14 protein-coding genes and 1 pseudogene are annotated in these 17,431 nt (G+C 72.6%); 12 read left to right on the top strand and 3 right to left on the bottom strand.

The genetic code is table 11. From position 1 onward, the window contains the following. Positions 1–3 precede the first annotated feature (3 nt). Positions 4–474 (top strand): annotated as a pseudogene (locus tag CCL05_RS47495) (ATP-binding cassette domain-containing protein); the annotation flags it as partial. Between the two features lie 240 nt (positions 475–714). On the opposite strand, the gene CCL05_RS17425 reads toward CCL05_RS47495, so the two are convergent. Then, on the bottom strand, positions 715–1,362 hold the full coding sequence (locus tag CCL05_RS17425; protein ID WP_158102463.1) for a LuxR C-terminal-related transcriptional regulator: 648 nt from the start codon (positions 1,360–1,362) through the stop codon (positions 715–717). 310 nt (positions 1,363–1,672) lie between these two features. On the opposite strand from CCL05_RS17425, the gene CCL05_RS17420 reads away from it, so the two are divergent. After that, positions 1,673–3,829 (top strand): SpoIIE family protein phosphatase, encoded by a 2,157-nt coding sequence (locus tag CCL05_RS17420; protein WP_086561429.1) that lies wholly within the window; start codon positions 1,673–1,675, stop codon positions 3,827–3,829. Between the two features lie 204 nt (positions 3,830–4,033). On the opposite strand, the gene CCL05_RS17415 is transcribed toward CCL05_RS17420, so the two are convergent. After that, positions 4,034–5,473 (bottom strand): S1 family peptidase, encoded by a 1,440-nt coding sequence (locus CCL05_RS17415; RefSeq protein WP_086561426.1) that lies wholly within the window; start codon positions 5,471–5,473, stop codon positions 4,034–4,036. Positions 5,474–6,215: 742 nt separating this feature from the next. Here CCL05_RS17415 and CCL05_RS17410 point away from each other — a divergent pair. The 9 genes from CCL05_RS17410 (at position 6,216) to CCL05_RS45600 (ending at position 15,767) form a co-directional block, all read left to right on the top strand. Beyond that, positions 6,216–6,431, top strand: a complete 216-nt coding sequence (locus CCL05_RS17410; RefSeq protein WP_020270762.1) for a hypothetical protein — start codon at positions 6,216–6,218, stop codon at positions 6,429–6,431. 116 nt (positions 6,432–6,547) lie between these two features. Beyond that, positions 6,548–7,354, top strand: coding sequence for an HlyD family efflux transporter periplasmic adaptor subunit (locus CCL05_RS17405; protein WP_086561425.1), 807 nt, complete (start codon positions 6,548–6,550; stop codon positions 7,352–7,354). Beyond that, on the top strand, positions 7,351–9,576 hold the full coding sequence (locus CCL05_RS17400) for an NHLP family bacteriocin export ABC transporter peptidase/permease/ATPase subunit (protein WP_208641554.1): 2,226 nt from the start codon (positions 7,351–7,353) through the stop codon (positions 9,574–9,576). The genes CCL05_RS17405 and CCL05_RS17400 overlap by 4 nt, the downstream gene beginning before the upstream one ends. A gap of 1 nt (position 9,577) precedes the next feature. Next, positions 9,578–12,400 carry an NHLP bacteriocin export ABC transporter permease/ATPase subunit gene (locus tag CCL05_RS17395; RefSeq protein WP_086561424.1) on the top strand — a complete coding sequence of 941 codons (2,823 nt, stop codon included), beginning with the start codon at positions 9,578–9,580 and terminating at the stop codon, positions 12,398–12,400. 87 nt (positions 12,401–12,487) lie between these two features. Beyond that, positions 12,488–13,495: a Ppx/GppA family phosphatase gene (locus CCL05_RS17390; protein ID WP_086561423.1), complete on the top strand. Its 1,008-nt coding sequence runs from the start codon at positions 12,488–12,490 to the stop codon at positions 13,493–13,495. A 45-nt stretch (positions 13,496–13,540) separates the two neighbouring features. Continuing rightward, positions 13,541–13,729: a hypothetical protein gene (locus CCL05_RS17385; protein WP_086561422.1), complete on the top strand. Its 189-nt coding sequence runs from the start codon at positions 13,541–13,543 to the stop codon at positions 13,727–13,729. Between the two features lie 102 nt (positions 13,730–13,831). Further along, positions 13,832–14,845 (top strand): iron-containing redox enzyme family protein, encoded by a 1,014-nt coding sequence (locus tag CCL05_RS17380; RefSeq protein WP_086561421.1) that lies wholly within the window; start codon positions 13,832–13,834, stop codon positions 14,843–14,845. Between the two features lie 45 nt (positions 14,846–14,890). Further along, on the top strand, positions 14,891–15,520 hold the full coding sequence (locus CCL05_RS17375; RefSeq protein WP_208641555.1) for a HemK2/MTQ2 family protein methyltransferase: 630 nt from the start codon (positions 14,891–14,893) through the stop codon (positions 15,518–15,520). A 106-nt stretch (positions 15,521–15,626) separates the two neighbouring features. Further along, positions 15,627–15,767 carry a CDGSH iron-sulfur domain-containing protein gene (locus CCL05_RS45600; protein ID WP_086561427.1) on the top strand — a complete coding sequence of 47 codons (141 nt, stop codon included), beginning with the start codon at positions 15,627–15,629 and terminating at the stop codon, positions 15,765–15,767. Between the two features lie 155 nt (positions 15,768–15,922). On the opposite strand, the gene CCL05_RS17365 is transcribed toward CCL05_RS45600, so the two are convergent. Continuing rightward, entirely contained in the window at positions 15,923–16,357 is a 435-nt protein-coding gene (locus tag CCL05_RS17365; protein WP_086561419.1) for a protease inhibitor, read from the bottom strand. Positions 16,358–16,682: 325 nt separating this feature from the next. On the opposite strand from CCL05_RS17365, the gene CCL05_RS17360 reads away from it, so the two are divergent. Then, positions 16,683–17,240, top strand: a complete 558-nt coding sequence (locus CCL05_RS17360) for a hypothetical protein (RefSeq protein ID WP_086561418.1) — start codon at positions 16,683–16,685, stop codon at positions 17,238–17,240. The last annotated feature ends 191 nt before the right edge of the window (positions 17,241–17,431 follow it).

Below are 17,431 nucleotides of genomic sequence, written 5' to 3'. Positions count from 1 at the left end.
GCCCTGTCCCTCTCCTCCGTCACCTTCGCCTACGGCCCCGCCAGCACCCCCGTCGTCGACGGGCTCGATCTCACCCTCCCGGCCGGCTCGCACCTGGCCGTCGTCGGGCCCAGCGGCGCCGGCAAGTCCACGCTCACCGCCCTCGTGGCCGGGCTTCTCACGCCGGACCGGGGCACCGTCACCGTGGGCGGACACCCCGTGCCCGGACCGGAGGCGGCCGCCGCGCGGGTGCTCATCCCGCAGGAGGCGTACGTCTTCGGCGGCACCCTGGCCGAGAACCTCGCGTACCTGCGTCCGGAGCCGGTGCCCGAGGAGGAACTGCGGGCCGCGGCCGAGGCGGTCGGGCTCGCCCCGCTGGCCGGCCGGCTCGGCGGCCTCGGCGCTCGGGTCGATCCGGCCGCCCTGTCGGCCGGTGAACGGCAACTGGTCGCGCTGGCCCGGGCCTACCTGTCGTACGCCCCGCTCGCCCTGCTCGACGAGGCGACCTGCCATCTGGACGCCGAGACGGAGGAGCGCGCGGAGCGGGCCTTCGCCGCGCGGCCGGGCGGGACCCTGGTGGTCGTCGCCCACCGCATCAGCTCGGCCCGCCGCGCCGGACGTGTGCTGGTCATGGACGGCCGGAACACGGCCTGCGGCGGGCATGAGGAGCTGATGCGGTCCTCGGCGCTGTACCGGGACCTCGTCGGGAGCTGGACGCCCGTGCCGGTCCGGCGGTCAGAGCCAGCCCTGGCCCTGCGAGATGCGGATCGCGTCGATGCGGTTGCGGGCCCCGGTCTTGCGGGTGATGGCCGCCATGTAGTTCCGCACGGTCCCGTGGGACAGGTGCAGGCTCCCGGCGATCTCCGCGATGGAGGCTCCCTCGGCCGCGAGGGATAACACGCTCAGCTCTCTTCGGGTCAGCGGCATCTCGGCCGCCTTGAGGAAACCGAAGCCCAGCGAGTCGTTGACGAAACGTTCCCCCTCGGCGACCCGGCGTATCCCGCGCAGCAGGTTCTGCGGTGAGCCCTCCTTGTCGACGTAGCCGAGCGCCCCCGCCTCGGCCGCCCGTTTCAGCAGTCCGGGCCGGTTCGCACTGGCGAGCACGAGCAAGCGCGGGGGCGTCCGGTCCGGGCCCGGCCGGCACAGCTCGCCCAGCGGAGGGATGCCGTAGGAATCCGCGCACTCCAGGTCCGCCGCGCACACGTCCGGGCGCACGGACGGCAGCAGGCCGGGCGCGCCACGCCACGACGTGTCGTGCACCGCGAGATCGGGCTCGCGCCGCAGCCACTCCGCCAGCACCGACCGCACCAGACACTCGTCGTGCACCAGAAGCACCCGGATCACTGCCACCCCCTCGGCTCGCCGTACGCGCCACGTCGCCATGTCGAGCTCGTCGTGTCGTGAGCTCCTCGTGTTGAGCGCGTGCCCCATTGTTCGCGACCGTGACCCTGCGTGGGCGCGAAGAACCGGCCATCAGGGTGCGTAGGGGCGCACGCGCGGCGCCCATACGCCCTGCCGCGCTTCGACTTCGGCGGCATGGGTCGCGGCGGTCGGGGTACGCGGGCGCCTGCAACGGGGCCGCGCCTCTGTAACCGACGGTAACCAGGCCGGTCCCCCGGGCCGCTCGTCGTGCGCGGCGGGCCGCCAGGGAGGACATTTGTTCCTGAGTCCGGTCGCGCGGCCGTGCGAGGAGGTGGTCGGCGTGTCCGACGGGCAGTCGTCCGCGCAGGCGCCGGCAGCCGCCAGGACGCCAATCGGCCGTCCCCTGCTGTCCCTGGCGCTGGCCTCGATGATGGACGAGGTGCACGCCCACTCCGGCGCGGTGTACCTGCTGGGCCGGGAGCAGCCCGTGCTGGAGATGGCGGTGATGGCGGGGCTGCCCCGGGCCTTTGCGGCACCCTGGGAGCGGGTGGGGCTGAGCGCGCCGATCCCGGTCGCCGACGCGGCGCGCGAGCGGCGGCTGGTGTGGGTCGGCGGCGAGGAGGAGATGGCCCGCCGCTACCCGCGGATCGCCATGGTGCTGCCGTATCCGTTCGCCCTGGCCGCGGTGCCGGTGGCCACCGAGTCCACCGTGTACGGCGCGGTGTTCGTGACCTGGCCGGGCGGGCATCCGCAGGAGCTGTCCGACCGGGAGCGCGAGCATCTGACGGCGGCCTGCGGGCGGCTGGCGGTCCGGCTGGAGCGGGCCGCCGAGCACAGCATCCCGCCGCATCCCGAGACCGATCTGGTCGCCTCGCCGCTGGTGGGCGGGATGGCCGGCACGCTCGGCACGGTCGAGGCCGCCCGGATGGTGAGCCGGCTGCCGTACGGACTGGTGTCGCTGGATCTGCACGGGCGGATCGGCTTCGTCAACGCGGCGGCGGCCGAGCTGCTGAACGTCCCGGTCAGCCGGCTGCTCGGCACGCAGCTGTGGGCGTCGGTGCCGTGGCTCAACGACCCGGTGTACGAGGACCGGTACCGGGCCGCGCTGATGAGCCAGCACACCGCCTCGTTCGTGGCGCTGCGCCCGCCCGGGGAGTGGCTGTCGTTCCGGTTGTATCCGAGCACGACCGGCCTCAGCGTCCGGATCACCCGGGCGCGGGCCGTGGCGGAGATGAACCGGACCGCACCGCCGCCCGACGGGACGCCGACCCGGCTGGTCACCATCACGCAGGTGCTGAACCTGGCCAGTGCGCTCACTGAGGCGGTGGGAGTGCAGGACGTGGTGCAGCTGGTCGCGGACGAGATCGCTCCGGCCGTGGGCAGCCAGGCCCTGGTCCTGCTGGGCTCGCGGGCCAACCGGCTGCGGGTGCTCGGGCACCGCGGGTACCGGGACGCGTCCGTGGTGGAACGGTTCGACGGGATGCCGCTGACCGAACCGACCCCCGGCACACACGTGCTGCGGACGGGCGTGCCCGCCTTCTTCGAGTCGCAGGAGCAGTTGGAGCGTCTCTACCCGGAGCGGGGCGCGACGCCCGACGGGTTCGCGGCCTGGGCGTATCTGCCGCTGATCGTCCAGAGTCGGCCGGTGGGGACGTGCGTGCTCTCCTACGCCGAGCCGCACCCCTTCCCGACCGAGGAACGGGCGGTGATGACCAGCCTGGCCGGGCTGATCGCCCAGGCGCTGGAGCGCGCGCTGCTCTACGACGCCAAGCACCGGCTCGCGCACGGCCTCCAGGAGGCGCTGCTGCCGCACTCCCTGCCGTCGCTGCCCGGCATCGAGGCGGCCGCCCGCTATGTGCCGGCCACGCAGGGCATGGACATCGGCGGCGACTTCTACGACCTGGTGCGCACCCAGGGCATGGCGGCGGCGGTGATCGGGGACGTGCAGGGCCACAACGTCACGGCGGCCGGGCTGATGGGGCAGGTCCGCACCGCGGTGCGCGCGTACACGGCCGTGGGCCAGGCGCCCGAGGAGGTCATGCGCAGCACCAACCGGCTGCTGCTGGACCTGGGGGCCGATCTGTTCGCCAGCTGCCTGTACCTGCGGCTCGACCCGGCGCGCGGCCGGGCCGTGATGTCCCGGGCGGGTCATCCGCCGCCGCTGCTGAGACGCCCGGACGGCCGGGTACGCGTGCTCGACCTGGCCGGCGGGCCGCTGCTGGGCATCGACGCCTCCGCCGTGTACCCGACGACGGAGGTCGCCTTCGCCCCCGGCTCCCTGCTCGTCCTCTACACCGACGGGCTGGTCGAGTCCCCCGGCACCGACTTCGAGGAGGCCCTCGCGGGTCTGGGCCGTCGCCTGGCCGACGCCGGGGACCAGCCGCTGGACGAACTGGCCGACAGCCTCGTCCGCCCGGAGCACCACCGCGCGGACGGAGAGGAACGGCTCGACGACATCGCCCTGTTGCTCCTCAGAGCCGTCGGCTAGGACAACGGACGTTCCGTTCTCCCGCGGAACCCCGCTGCCACGCGGACGGGCCGGTCCTCCCGCCGGAGGACCGGCCCGGTCCACCGGCCGGCACCACAGCTGAGGCCGGCCGGTGGCTGGGAACGCCGGTGGGCCGGCCCGGTTCCGCCAGGGAGGTGGCGGAACCGGGCCGGCATCGTCGGACCGGCTGCCGACGTCTTCGGGTCAGCGGGACTCGGTCAGACCGGAGTGGTCCTCGGCACCCTGGCCCGCGTCCTGACCGGCGCCCGCACCGGCGCCCGCACCGGCGCCCGCCTCCTCGCCGCCGGCCTGCTCACCGGCACCGGCACCGGCCTCTTCACCGGCACCAGCACCGGCCTCTTCACCGGCCCCGGCTTCCTCACCGGCGCCGGCCTCGCCGGCCCCGGCCTCGCCGGCTCCGGCCTCCTCACCGGCGCCCGCTTCCTCACCGGCACCGGCACCGGCACCGGCGTCGTCGCCCGCACCGGCTTCCTCGCCCGCACCGACCTCTCCACCCGCGCCGCCGGCCGCGCCGAGGGTCGCGCCGACGGCCTCCAGGGCGGTGGTCACCGGCTGGAAGAACGTCTCGCCGCCGGCCGTGCAGTCACCGCTGCCGCCCGAGGTCAGGCCGATCGCGAGACCGTCCTGGGTGAACAGCGAGCCGCCGCTGTCGCCGGGCTCGGCGCAGACGTCGGTCTGGATGAGGCCGGTGACCGTGCCCTCCGGGTAGTTCACCGTGGCGTCGAGGCCGAGGACCTGGCCGTCGTTGAGCCCGGTGGTGCTGCCCATCCGGAAGACCTCCTGGCCGACGGTCGCCTCCGCGGCCTCGGTGATCTGGACGGTCTGGTCGCCGGTGTTGACCTCGCTGGGCGCCTCGGTCGCCGGGTCGTCGTACTTCACGAGCGCGAAGTCGCCGTCGCCGGGGAAGGTCGCCTGGTCGACGGTGGCGATCGGCTGGCCGCCCTGCGTGTCCGACCACTCGTTGCCGCCGAGGGTGCAGTGACCGGCCGTCAGGAAGGCCGGCGAGCCGTCGCCCGCGGTGACGTTGAAGCCGAGGGAGCAGCGCGAGCCGCCCGCGAAGATGGCGTCACCGCCCGAGACGAACGGCTTGAAGGTGCCCGAGGACTTCTTCAGGGTCGCCATGCCGGAGCCGAGGCTCTGCACCGTGGACTCCAGTCTGTCCCACTTGGCGCCGGTCACGGTGCTGTCGGCCGTCACCAGGAGCTTGTTGGTGACCGGGTCGATCGACCACGAGGTGCCCGCGATGGTCGCGTCCGACTTCAGCGTCTGCGCCCCGCTCTTGAGCTCCGACCAGCTGTTGTCGACCTCGCGGACCTTCGCGCCCGCCGCCTTCGCCTGCACGACCACGTCGTTGTTGTCGCCCGGTACGACGTTGACGACGAGCTGCTGGCTGTCGCTGTCGTAGTAGGAGCCGCCGAACGCCTCACCGAGGAGCCCGGAGAGCTGCGAGGCGAGATCCGAGGCGTCGCCCGCCTTCAGGGTCTTCGGCGCGGCCGCCGCGTCGCCGGACGAACCGTCCTGCGAGGCGTTGGCGTTGGGGAGCAGGATCGCGGCCGCGCCGAGCGCCACCACGCTGCCCGCCGCTATCGCGGCCTTGCGCTTCGGAATTCGCTTGTGACTCAAACTTCTCTCCTCCTGGGGAACGGAGTAGGTGCCGCCGTCCGGCAGCTTGGGGGGCGCCTGGATGGCTGTTGGTACGCACGGGCTTCCTGGGGCGTTCAATTCCGTTTGCAAGTGATCCGTTCGCATCGCGGAATCAGCCAACTCCCGCCACCCGCGCACCGACCGCGCGGTCTGCGACCGTCCTGGTCACGGCGACGGGCCGGAGAGGGCCAAGGGCGCCGGCCCACGGCCGCCCATGGCCGGATGACGGCGTTTCAGCCACGGCTCCAGTGACGACCCGCCGAACCGACACGGTCCGTATCCGAGCGGAAACGATCTGTTGTGATCACGGAGTCGAATCCCACCTTCAGCGAATCTGCACACCGAATGCTCAACCCGGTCACCGAGTCGAGGGTTGACCACGCGCCGACCGCGTCGGTCACGCCTTTGGGGCGGGAGTGCCGGATTCGCCGCCCCCCGGAACAAGGGGCCCGATGGGCCGATGCCGTGACGCATGTGAAGAACTGGCCACGAAGGCGTGCGCAGACCTGCACTCTTCGGTGCGGCTGGGGCGCAAGTTGCCTGGTGAGACGGCTGGTTGATTGGAAGCCCGCGCCCGCAGCGTGCTTTGATCCATCGCACCGCGGGGGCCGCACAGGGCACTCGGAAACGAGAGTCCGGCACCCGCGGTCGCGGCCGTCATCTGTCCCCAGAGGGGGCCGCTCCCCCCTTGTGAGATATCCATACGAAGGGAAGTTCCATCATGAACTCCACCCCCCAGGTTGAGACCGTCGAGATCGCTGACGCCCAGCTCGACGCCATCTCCGGCGGCCTGTCCGTGAACGCTGTCAACACCGTCACCGACACCGTCGACGGCATCGCTCCGGTTTCCGGCCTGGTCGACACCGCTGTCGGCACGGTCGAGGGTGTCACCGGCCTGAACACGGCCCCGGTCACCAACCTGGTCTCCGGTCTCTGATCGAGCCCCAGTGCCGTTGACTCCCGGAGCCGCAGCCGGCGGTTCCGGGATCTTCGGGTGCCGTAACAGCCTCTGCTACGGCCGTAAGAACCTCTTCTACGGGTGAGGGAAGTTCCTTGCAGTTCCGCCAACAGGCCCTCGCCAAGCTCCAGTCACCTGAGGAACTCGACCTTCCGGTGCGTTTCGCCCGCCCGCAGGGCTGGCTGGTGCTCTCGGTGACGGTCGTCGCGATGGCGGCCGCCTCGGTGTGGGCGGTGACCGGCTCGGTGACCTCCACCGTCAGCGCACCCGCCATCCTCACGCACGGGCAGGGCAGTTACCTCCTGCAGAGCCCCGTCGCGGGCCAGGTCACCGCGGTGCTCGCGAAGCAGGGCGAGACCCTGCCGGCCGACTCCCCCGTGCTCAAGGTCCGTACGCCCCAGGGCCAAACCGTCGTCCGCACCCTCGACGCGGGCCGTGTCTCCGCGCTCGCCGCGACCGTCGGGCAGATCATCCAGACCGGCGCGAACGTCGCCTCCGTCGAGAAGGTCGCCCACACCAAGGACGCGCTGTACGCGACGGTCTACGTCCCCGCGGAGAACGCCGCCTCGATCCCCGACGACGCCGCCGTCGACCTGACCGTGCAGTCGGTGCCGACGCAGGAGTACGGCGTGCTGCGCGGCCATGTGAAGTCGGTGGACCGCGCGGCCCAGTCCCCGCAGCAGATCGCCGCGTTCCTCGGCGACAGCCAGCTGGGCGAGCAGTTCACGAAGAAGGGCAGGCCGGTGGCCGTGACGGTCCGGCTGGACAAGTCGTCCGCCACGAAGAGCGGGTACAAGTGGTCGTCCGCGGACGGGCCGCCGTTCAAGCTGACCTCCATGACGCTGGCCTCGGGGTCGATCCGGCTGGCCGACCAGCGTCCCGTCGACTGGCTGCTGCCGTGACCGCGACCGCACCGGACACCCGGGGCCGGCGCCGCGCCGCCCCGCCCAAGCGCAAGGTGCCCAAGGCCGGGGCGAAGACCGTCCGCACGCCCACCGTGCTCCAGATGGAGGCCGTCGAGTGCGGCGCCGCCTCCCTCGCGATGGTGCTCGGCCACTACGGCAAGCACGTCCCGCTGGAGGAGCTGCGCATCGCCTGCGGTGTCTCCCGCGACGGCTCGCGCGCCAGCAACCTCCTCAAGGCCGCCCGCAGTTACGGCCTGACGGCCAAGGGCATGCAGATGGACCTGGCCGCCCTCGCCGAGGTGAAGTCGCCGGCCATCCTGTTCTGGGAGTTCAACCACTACGTCGTCTACGACGGCATGGGCCGCCGCTTCGGCCGCCGCGGCGTCTACATCAACGACCCCGGCAAGGGCCGCCGTTTTGTGCCCATGGAGGACTTCGACGGCAGCTTCACCGGTGTCGTGCTCGTCATGGAACCCGGCGAGGACTTCACCCGGGGCGGCCGCAAGCCCGGCATCCTGGGCGCGATGCCCGCCCGGCTGCGCGGCACCGCGGGCACGATGCCGGCCGCCGTCCTGTCGAGCCTGCTGCTGGTGGCGGTCGGCGCGGCGGTGCCCGCGCTGAGCCGCACCTACATCGACGAGTTCCTGATCGGCAACCAGACCTCGCTGCTGGGCGTGCTGTTCGCGTCGATGGCGGCGTGCGTGCTGCTCACGGTCGTGCTCACCTGGCTCCAGCAGGCCAACCTGCTGCGCGGCCGCATCATCTCCTCCACCCTGTCCAGCGCCCGCTTCCTGCGCCATCTGCTGCGGCTGCCGGTGACGTTCTTCTCCCAGCGCAGCCCGGCCGACCTGGTGCAGCGGCTGCAGTCCAACGACGCGGTCGCCGAGACCCTGTCCCGCGACCTCGCGGCGGCGGGCGTGGACGCGGTCGTCGTCGTCCTGTACGCGGTGCTTCTGTACACCTACGACCCGCAGCTGACGTTCGTCGGCATCGGCGTGGCGCTGCTGAACATCGTGGCCATGCGGGTCGTCATCCGGCTGCGCGCCACGCGCACGGCCAAGTTGCGCGCCGACACGGCCCGGCTGACCAACACCGCCTACACCGGCCTCCAGCTGATCGAGACGATGAAGGCGACCGGCGGCGAGGACGGCTACTTCCGCAAGTGGGCCGGGCAGCACGCCACCACGCTGGAGGAGCAGCAGCGGCTCGGTGTGCCCAGCGCCTGGCTGGGCGTGGTCGCGCCGACCCTCGCGACCCTGAACAGCGCGCTGATCCTCTGGATCGGCGGCATGCGGGCGGTCGAGGGCCACATCTCGGTCGGTCTGCTGGTCGCCTTCCAGGCCCTGGTCACCCGGTTCACCGCCCCGCTGACCCGGCTCAACGGCGTCGCGGGCCGCATCCAGGACTTCGCCGCCGACGTGGCGCGGCTGAAGGACGTGGAGAACTTCAAGGCCGATCCGCTCTACGGCCGCCCCGAGTCCGGCGAGTCGACGCGCCGCCTGCAGGGCCATGTCGAGCTGGAGAACATCACCTTCGGCTACAGCCCGCTCGACAAGCCCCTGCTCACCGGCTTCGACCTGACGGTCGGTCCCGGGCAGCAGGTCGCGCTGGTGGGCGGGTCCGGCAGCGGCAAGTCCACGGTGTCCCGGCTGATCTCCGGCCTGTACGCGCCGTGGGAGGGCGTGATCCGTATCGACGGACAGCGCATCGAGGACATCCCGCGCGGGGCGCTGGCCGCCTCCGTCTCCTTCGTCGACCAGGACGTGTTCCTCTTCGAGGGCACGGTCCGCGACAACGTGGCGCTGTGGGACCCGTCGATCCCGGACGAGGCGGTGGAGGACGCGCTGCGCGACGCCGCCCTGTACGACGTGATCACGCGGCGTCCGGGCGGCATCCACAGCAAGGTCGAGCAGGACGGGCGCAACTTCTCCGGCGGGCAGCGCCAGCGCCTGGAGATCGCGCGGGCGCTGGTGCGCCGGCCGAGCATCCTGGTGCTCGACGAGGTGACGAGCGCGCTGGACGCGGAGACCGAGCTGGTCGTGATGGACAACCTGCGCAGGCGCGGCTGTGCCTGTGTGGTGATCGCGCACCGGCTCAGCACCGTGCGCGACAGCGACGAGATCGTCGTCCTCCAGCACGGCACGGTCGTGGAGCGGGGACGGCACGAGGACCTGGTGGCGCGCGGCGGAGCGTACGCGGCACTGGTCAGGGAGCGGTGAGATGACGGCCGTTCAGGGACACGAGGGCGACCTCGTCCTCAACGCGTTCGGGCAGATGGGCACGCGCATCGACTGCGCCGGGTTCAACCGCCTGGACCTTCAGGGCCCGCAGGTGCTGTGGCTGGTCGCGTCGGGTGCCGTCGACCTGTTCGCGGTGGACGCCGGCCAGCAGGGCCACTGGCACCATCTGGGCCGCCTGGAGGCGGGCTCGCTGGTGCTCGGACCGGTGCCGGGCCCCCAGCACACGCTGGTGGCCCGCCCGCTGCGGGACTGCGTGGTGCACCGCATCGGCCTGCGCGAGCTGTATCAGCCCGCCAACACCGCGACCTGGTCGTACGACGAGTACGGCAACCCGCAGTACGTGCCGCCGACGACGAGCCCGCTGGAGTACGCCCTCGCCCTGGGGGTCGGCCGCAGCCTGTCGATCCTCTTCCAGGCGCCGATGGCCACCGAGCGGGCCGCCGCGCCCACGGACGACGACGTGTTCTGGATGCAGGTGCCGCCGGGCAGCGTGCAGTACGGCTCGCTGTACGGCGCGGAGGCCGCGGCCGACCTGCTGATGGACCCGGCGCTGTGGCAGTCCATGGTCGACCAGCAGTACCGGCTGCTGACCACGCTGGACCGCTGGATCGAGCAGCTGGAGCGCACCCACGAGTCGCGCACGGCCGAAGGCATCAAGGCCGGTGAGGCGGTACGCGCCCAGGCCGACCGGACCCTGCTCGCCTCCATCGGCAAGCGGTCGTCGAAGCGGACCACCGCGGCCGACGCCGACGCCACGTACGCGGCGTGCAAGCTCGTCGCGCAGGCCGCCGGGATCAGCCTCACCGAGCCCACCCAGAAGGGCACCGGCGGCGACCGCCTCGACCCGGTCGAGCAGGTCGCCCTGGCCTCCCGCGTCCGCACCCGGGCCGTGCGCCTGGACGGCCGCTGGTGGCGGGACAACGTCGGGCCGCTGGTCGGTCACCGGGCCCTGTCCGGCGCGCCGGTGGCGCTGCTGTGGCGGCGCGGCGGATACGTCGCCGTCCATCCGTCGACCGGCCGTGAGACGCCGATCGAGAAGGCCAACGCCGACGAGTTCGAGCCGCGCGCGGTGATGTTCTACCGCCCGCTGCCGGAACGGGGGCTCAGTCCGCTGAGGCTGCTGCGGTTCTGCATGCAGGGCACCCGGGGAGACCTGACGGGGCTGCTGCTCAGCGGACTGGTCACGGTGGCGATCGGCGCCCTGGTGCCCATCGCGACCGGCAAGGTGCTCGGCGAGTTCGTGCCGAAGGCGCAGACGGACCTCATCGTGCAGGTCTGTATGGCGGTGATGCTCAGCAGCGTGGTGTCGGCGGCCTTCATGCTGTTGCAGAACCTGACCATCCTGCGGCTGGAGGGCCGGGTCGAGGCCACGCTTCAGCCGGCCGTGTGGGACCGGCTGCTGAGGCTGCCGACGAGGTTCTTCACCGAGCGCTCCACCGGCGAACTGGCCAGCGCGGCCATGGGCATCAGCTCGATCCGCAGACTGCTGGCGGGAGTCGGGCCGACGGTCGCCCAGTCGGTGACGGTCGGGGCGATGAACCTGGGGCTGCTGCTGTGGTTCAGCGTGCCGATGGCGATGGCCGCGATCGGCATGCTCGTCGTCATCGCGGCCGTGTTCCTGGGGCTCGGGCTGTGGCAGGTGCGGTGGCAGCGGCGGCTGGTCGTGCTCGGCAACAAGCTGAACAACCAGGCCTTCCAGACGCTGCGCGGTCTGCCCAAGCTGCGGGTGGCCGCCGCCGAGAACTACGCGTACGCCGCGTGGGCGTCGCAGTTCGCGCGCAGCCGTGAGCTCCAGCAGAAGGTCGGCCGCATCAAGAACCTCACGACGGTGCTGGGCGCGGTGTATCTGCCGCTGTGCACGCTGCTGATGTTCATGCTGCTGGCGGGTCCGGCCCGGGGCTCGATGTCGGCGGCCGCGTTCCTCACCTTCAACACCTCGGTGACGATGGTGCTGACCTCGGTGACCCAGCTGACGGGCTCGTTCGTCTCGGCCGTGGCGGCGCTGCCGCTGTTCGAGGAGATCAAGCCGGTGCTGGACGCGACGCCGGAGGTGCGCACGGCGAGCACGCGTCCGGGCCCGCTGTCCGGGGCGCTGGAGGCGCGGCGGCTGTCCTTCCGCTACTCGGACGACGGTCCGCTCGTGCTGGACGACGTGTCGTTCGAGGTACGGCCGGGCGAGTTCGTCGCGGTCGTCGGCCCGAGCGGCTGCGGCAAGTCGACGCTGCTGCGCCTGCTGATCGGCTTCGACCGCCCGGTGTCGGGCAGCGTCCTCTACGACGGTCAGGACCTGGCCGCGCTCGACCAGTCGGCGGTGCGCCGCCAGTGCGGTGTCGTGCTGCAGCACGCGCAGCCGTTCACCGGCTCGATCCTGGACGTCATCTGCGGCACCGAGCCGTACACGCCGGAGGAGGCGATGGCGGCGGCCGAGATGGCCGGGCTCGCCGAGGACATCAAGCGGATGCCGATGGGCCTGCACACCATCGTCTCCGGCAGCGGTGCCGTCTCCGGCGGCCAGCGCCAGCGGCTGATGATCGCCCAGGCGCTGATCCGCCGGCCGCGCATCCTCTTCTTCGACGAGGCGACCAGCGCCCTCGACAACGAGACCCAGCGCACGGTCATCGAGAGCACCAAGGCCCTCAACGCCACCCGGATCGTCATCGCCCACCGGCTGTCGACCGTGATGGACGCCGACCGGGTCGTGGTGATGGAGGACGGCAAGGTCGTCCAGCAGGGCCCGCCCGCCCAGCTGCTCGCCGACACCGGCGGCCGGCTGCACGAGCTGGTGCGGCGCCAGATGGCGTGACGGTCCCCGGCGTGCCCGGTGGCGTGTCTTCGCCGTACGCCGGGGCCCTGACCGTTGGGCTCGCCGGGAAGTGGGTACCCACGGCCCATGCGAATCAGCGTGGTGGACGTGGGATCGAACACGGTCAGACTGGTGGTCGCGGACGCGGACGGCGGCGTACCGCTTCCGGTGCACACCGCCAAGTGGCGGCTCAGGCTGTCCGAGCAGGTCACACCGGGGGGACCCATCCCTGAGCAGGCCGTCGAACAACTGGTGCACGCGGTCGCCGAGGCCGGCCGGACCGCCGCCCGGTGGGGCGCGGCCGCCCCGCTGGCGTTCGCGACCGCCGTGGTGCGCGGCGCGTCGAACCGGCACGAGGTGCTGCACGCCGTCCGGGCCCGTACCGGCGTGGACCTGTGCACCCTGCCGGGCGAGGTCGAGGCGGAGCTGACGTTCCTCGGGGCCCGGCGCTGGATGGGCTGGCGGTCGGGTCCGCTCGCCCTGCTGGACATCGGCGGCGGCTCGCTCGAAGTGGCCTTCGGGCGTGGCCGGTTGCCCGATTTCGTGGCCTCGCTGCCGCTGGGTGCGGGGCGGCTCACCCATGAGTTCTTCCAGGACGAGGACCCGCCGTCGCCGGAGCGGGTGCGGGCGCTGCGCCGCAAGGTCCGCCACCAGCTGCGGGACGTCGCGGCACGGATCCGCTGGGAGGGCCCGCGCACCGCGGTCGCCACCTCCCGCACCTTCCAGCAGCTGGGACGGCTGTGCGGTACGGCACCCGGACGCCACGGGCCGTTCGTGGACCGGGTGTTGCACCGCGCGGCGCTGCGGGAGGTGATCCCGCGGCTGGCCGCCCTGCCCGCCGCCGAACGCGCGCAGCTGCCCGGCATCTCCGCGCCGCGGGCCGCGCAGAGCCTGGCCGGAGCGGTGGTCGGGCACACCGCGATGAAACTGACCGGCCTCAGGTCCGTCACGGTCTGCCCCTGGGCGATCCGCGAGGGCGTGCTCCTGCGGCACATCGAGGACGGCCCGGCCTGGTGGGCGGAGGTCACCCGCCGCACCGAGGAGGCGGACCCTCCCGACCCGGTGCCGCTGCGCATCGCCGCCGCCTCCACCTGAACGCCGGCAGACGACAACGGACACACCGAACGGAAGGAGACCACCGTGTCCCAGGACAACAGCCACGACGGCTCCGACAAGAAGCCCGAGACGGCGCTGGAGGAGGTCCTGCGCGAGATCGAGGACGCCGAGAACCGGACCGAGGACTCCGCCGAGCAGCGACGCCACCGGGGCGAGGCCGGAGAGGCCATCACCCCCAACACGCGCGCCCAGGAGGAGTCCCACGGGGACTGAGCGAAGAGACGACACCCGGCCCTTTCACGGCGCGCCGGAGTCCCTTTCCGCAGGAACTACGCGGGTAGGTGACTCCGGACGCCGGCCGGGTACCCGGCGCGCATGGAGCACGACCGTGGAGCACCAGGACTGCCCGCCCCGCGCGGCCCGCTGAGCGAGGGCGTCGAGGCGTACCTGCGGGGCGCGGGCCGGCTGCCCCGCCTCGAGGACGTCGCCCGGGCCGCGGTGTACGGCGAGGATCTCCAGCTGGCCCTGTACCTGTGCTACGAACTGCACTACCGCGGGTTCGCGGGGGTGTCCCCGGACCGCGAGTGGGACCCCGAGCTGCTGCGCACCCGCGCGGCCCTGGAACACCGTTTCCTGTCCGCCCTGCGCGCCGACGCCCGGCTCCACGACGGCGTGGACGAGGCGCTGGCGGGCCTCCTGGTCGAGCCCGTCGACGGCACGGGCGTGAGCCACTTCCTGCGCGACGAGGGCGAGCTGTGGCACCTGCGCGAGTACGCGGCCCAGCGCTCCCTGTACCACCTCAAGGAAGCCGACCCGCACGCCTGGGTGCTGCCGCGGCTGTGGGGCCGGGCGAAGGCGGGAATGGCGGCGGTGGAGTTCGACGAGTGGGGCGGCGGCCGGGCCGACCGGGTGCACGCCCGGCTGTTCGCCGACCTGATGACGGACCTGGGGCTGGACACCGCCTACGGCCGCTACGTCGACGCGGCGTGCGCCGAGGCCCTGGTCACCGTGAACCTCATGTCCCTCTTCGGCCTGCACCGGTCCCTCAGGGGCGCCCTGGTCGGCCATTTCGCGACGGTCGAGATCACCTCGTCGCCGGGTTCGCGGCGGCTCGCCGAGGCGATGCGCCGCACCGGCGCCGGGCCGGCGGCCGAGCACTTCTACGACGAGCACGTCGAGGCCGACGCCGTCCACGAGCAGGTGGTGCGCCACGACGTCATCGGCGGCCTGCTGGAGGAGGAACCGCAGCTGGCCGCGGACGTCGCGTTCGGGATCGACGCCACCGGGTTCGTCGAGGACCGCTTCGGCGCCCGGCTGCTCGCCGACTGGCGTGCGTCACTTTCGTCACTGCGTGCACCACTTGACCGTGAAACGGCCCATATCTCCTGAATAGCCGGGTACCCGAGCGCCGTGAATCCACTGGTACCCCCGGGCGTGTACGCCCCGCAGGAAGACACCGAGCTGCTGGCCGGTGCCCTGTCCGACGAGCCGTTGCCGCCGGGCGCGGAGGTCCTGGACGTCGGCACCGGCAGCGGCGCCCTGGCCCTGGAGGCCGCGCGCCAGGGCTTCCGGGTGACCGCCGTGGACGTCTCGCGGAGGGCGGTGTGGGCCGCGCGGCTGAACGCCGCCCGGTCGGGGTTGCCGGTCCGTCTGCGGCGCGGGAACCTCTTCGATCCGGTGCGTGGCGAGTCGTTCGACCTGATCCTGGCCAATCCGCCGTACGTGCCGGCGCCGGGCGGCACCGGACGGCCGCGGGGCGCGGCCCGCGCGTGGGACGCGGGCGACGACGGACGGCTGATCGTGGACCGGATCTGCCGGGAGGCGCCTGACCTGCTGCGTCCGGGCGGGGTGCTGCTGCTGGTGCAGTCCGCGCTCAGCGGCCCGGATCTGACCGTCGGGTGTCTGCGCGCGTCCGGCCTGAAGGCCGCGGTGACGCGCCGGCGGCGGATCGCGTTCGGCCCGGTGCTGCGGGGCCGGGAGCGCTGGCTGCGGGAGCGGGGGCTGCTGCCCGCCGCCGAGGACAAGGAAGAGCTGGTGGTCGTCCGTGCCGAACTCCCCGTCTGACCGGGCCACGCCCGACCGGGCCACGCCTGACCGGTCCCCGTCCGACCGCTCCCCGTCCGACCGGTCCGAGGCGCCGCGCCGCGTCACGGTCCAGCGCAAGGGCCCGCTGCTGATGGAGGGCCCGGTGGAGGTGGAGCTGGAGGACGGTTCCGTCGTCACCTCGGACCGCTTCCGCGTGGCCCTGTGCACCTGCCGCCGCAGCCGCCGCTATCCGTGGTGCGACACGAGCCACCGCGACCGGGTCTGAACCCGGTGCGCGGTGGCCGGTGAGCCCAGGGGCCGGCAGGCGGCCCCACTCCGCCCGCCGGCCCCCTTGTGCGAGATCGCAGGTCCCCGCGTCAGCGGCCCGGCTCCCCAGCCTCGAACCGCCGTACCTCACGGGAACAGCGCGATCCCGGTCTCTCAGAACGCGAAGACGCCGGAGCCGTAGGCGTTCTTCACGCACTCGTTGGAGAACGTGCGCTCGTACGAGACCCTCTGGCCCTGCCAGACACCGTCGACGGTGACGACCACCGGGTCGTACTGCTTGGTGCACATCACGCCGTCCCTCGCGGTCAGGGCGTGAATGTCGCCGCCGACGCCGCGCAGTTCCGCGCAGGCGGAGCCGGCGACCGGGTGCGTGCCGGAGGGCGTCGGGGCACAGGTCAGGGTGACCGCGCGTTCCGGGGTCGCGGCGGCCGCGCTCTCACCGTGACCCACCGTGAGAACGAGGGCCGACGGGGCGTAGAGCGCGGTGGGGGCCTGGCCCGGAGTGGCGAGGGCGGCCCCGGTGAGGGGTCCGCAGACGGCGGTGGCCGTCAGTCCGAGGATCGTGGCCCAGCGCGCGGTGTTCCGCATTGTGTGCATCCTTCCGCTCGATTACAGAGTGTGCCGGCCCGTGCTCGGTCGGTGCCCGGGACGGCGAACGCGAGTCTGCCGAGTCCGCCGCCGAAGCACACATCGACCCCACGGGTTTCAGTAACCTTGCGTGTTGAATCAGTGGCGTGAAGTTACGGAATCCGTCCGCGTGAAGCCCGTAACCACACGGTGCCCGGCGACACGAAGCGGCCAGATGGCCGATTCCCGCGTGCTCGTTAATAGGCCTGAAACATTCCGATTCCGCTCTCGGCCGACTGCTTTCTTGCCCCTTGTGTTCATGCTCCGGCCGAGTAATCGTCATTACATGATTACGACAGAACAGCGAGAGAAGCTGCGCGGCTGGTTCGCCGGCCGCCTTCCCGACGACCTCTTCGAGGAACTGACCGAGATCACGGTCGACCGCGAGGAGATCACGGTGATCGGCCGCATCCCCACACCCCGGCTGGCCGAGGACGCCCCGGCCGCCGAGCGGGACGCGGCCCTGGAGAGCCGGGTGCAGGAGTTCCGGGAACGCACGCGTGAGGACCGGATGGCCGTGGCCCGGGAGGCCGAGCACCGGTTCCGCCGGAAGGTGTCCTGGGGTGTGGAGTGCGGCGGGCAGCGGGCACTGTTCACGCACGTGGCCGCACCCGTCATGACGCGGCTGCGCCAGCCGGAACGCCAGGTCCTCGACACCCTGATCGCCGGCGGCGTGGCCCGCAGCCGCAGTGACGCGCTGGCCTGGTGCGTGCGCCTGGTCCAGCGCCACACCGACGACTGGCTCGCGGAGTTGCGCGACTCCCTGGAACACGTGCAGCGGGTGCGCGCCCAGGGCCCGGACGCGGAGCCGGACCACACGCCGCACTCACCTGACGAGGAGTGACCCAAGAGTGGAGGATGCGTCCACTGACAACGCGGAAAATGGATGAACCGTCCTCTGGTGTAGATCACCTGCGCCGCTCTACGGTCGGCACAACCCCAGAGGACGGCTTCCGCGCGCCGCCGCACACCCCGGCGCCGGCGAGCGGCCGTCCGCCCCACCGCCGCGCCACCCCGCGCTCCACCGCCCCTGTC

This window comes from Streptomyces africanus (assembly GCF_002150735.1).
Taxonomy (GTDB): domain Bacteria; phylum Actinomycetota; class Actinomycetes; order Streptomycetales; family Streptomycetaceae; genus Streptomyces; species Streptomyces africanus.
This window is presented reverse-complemented; position numbering and strand designations above follow the sequence as displayed.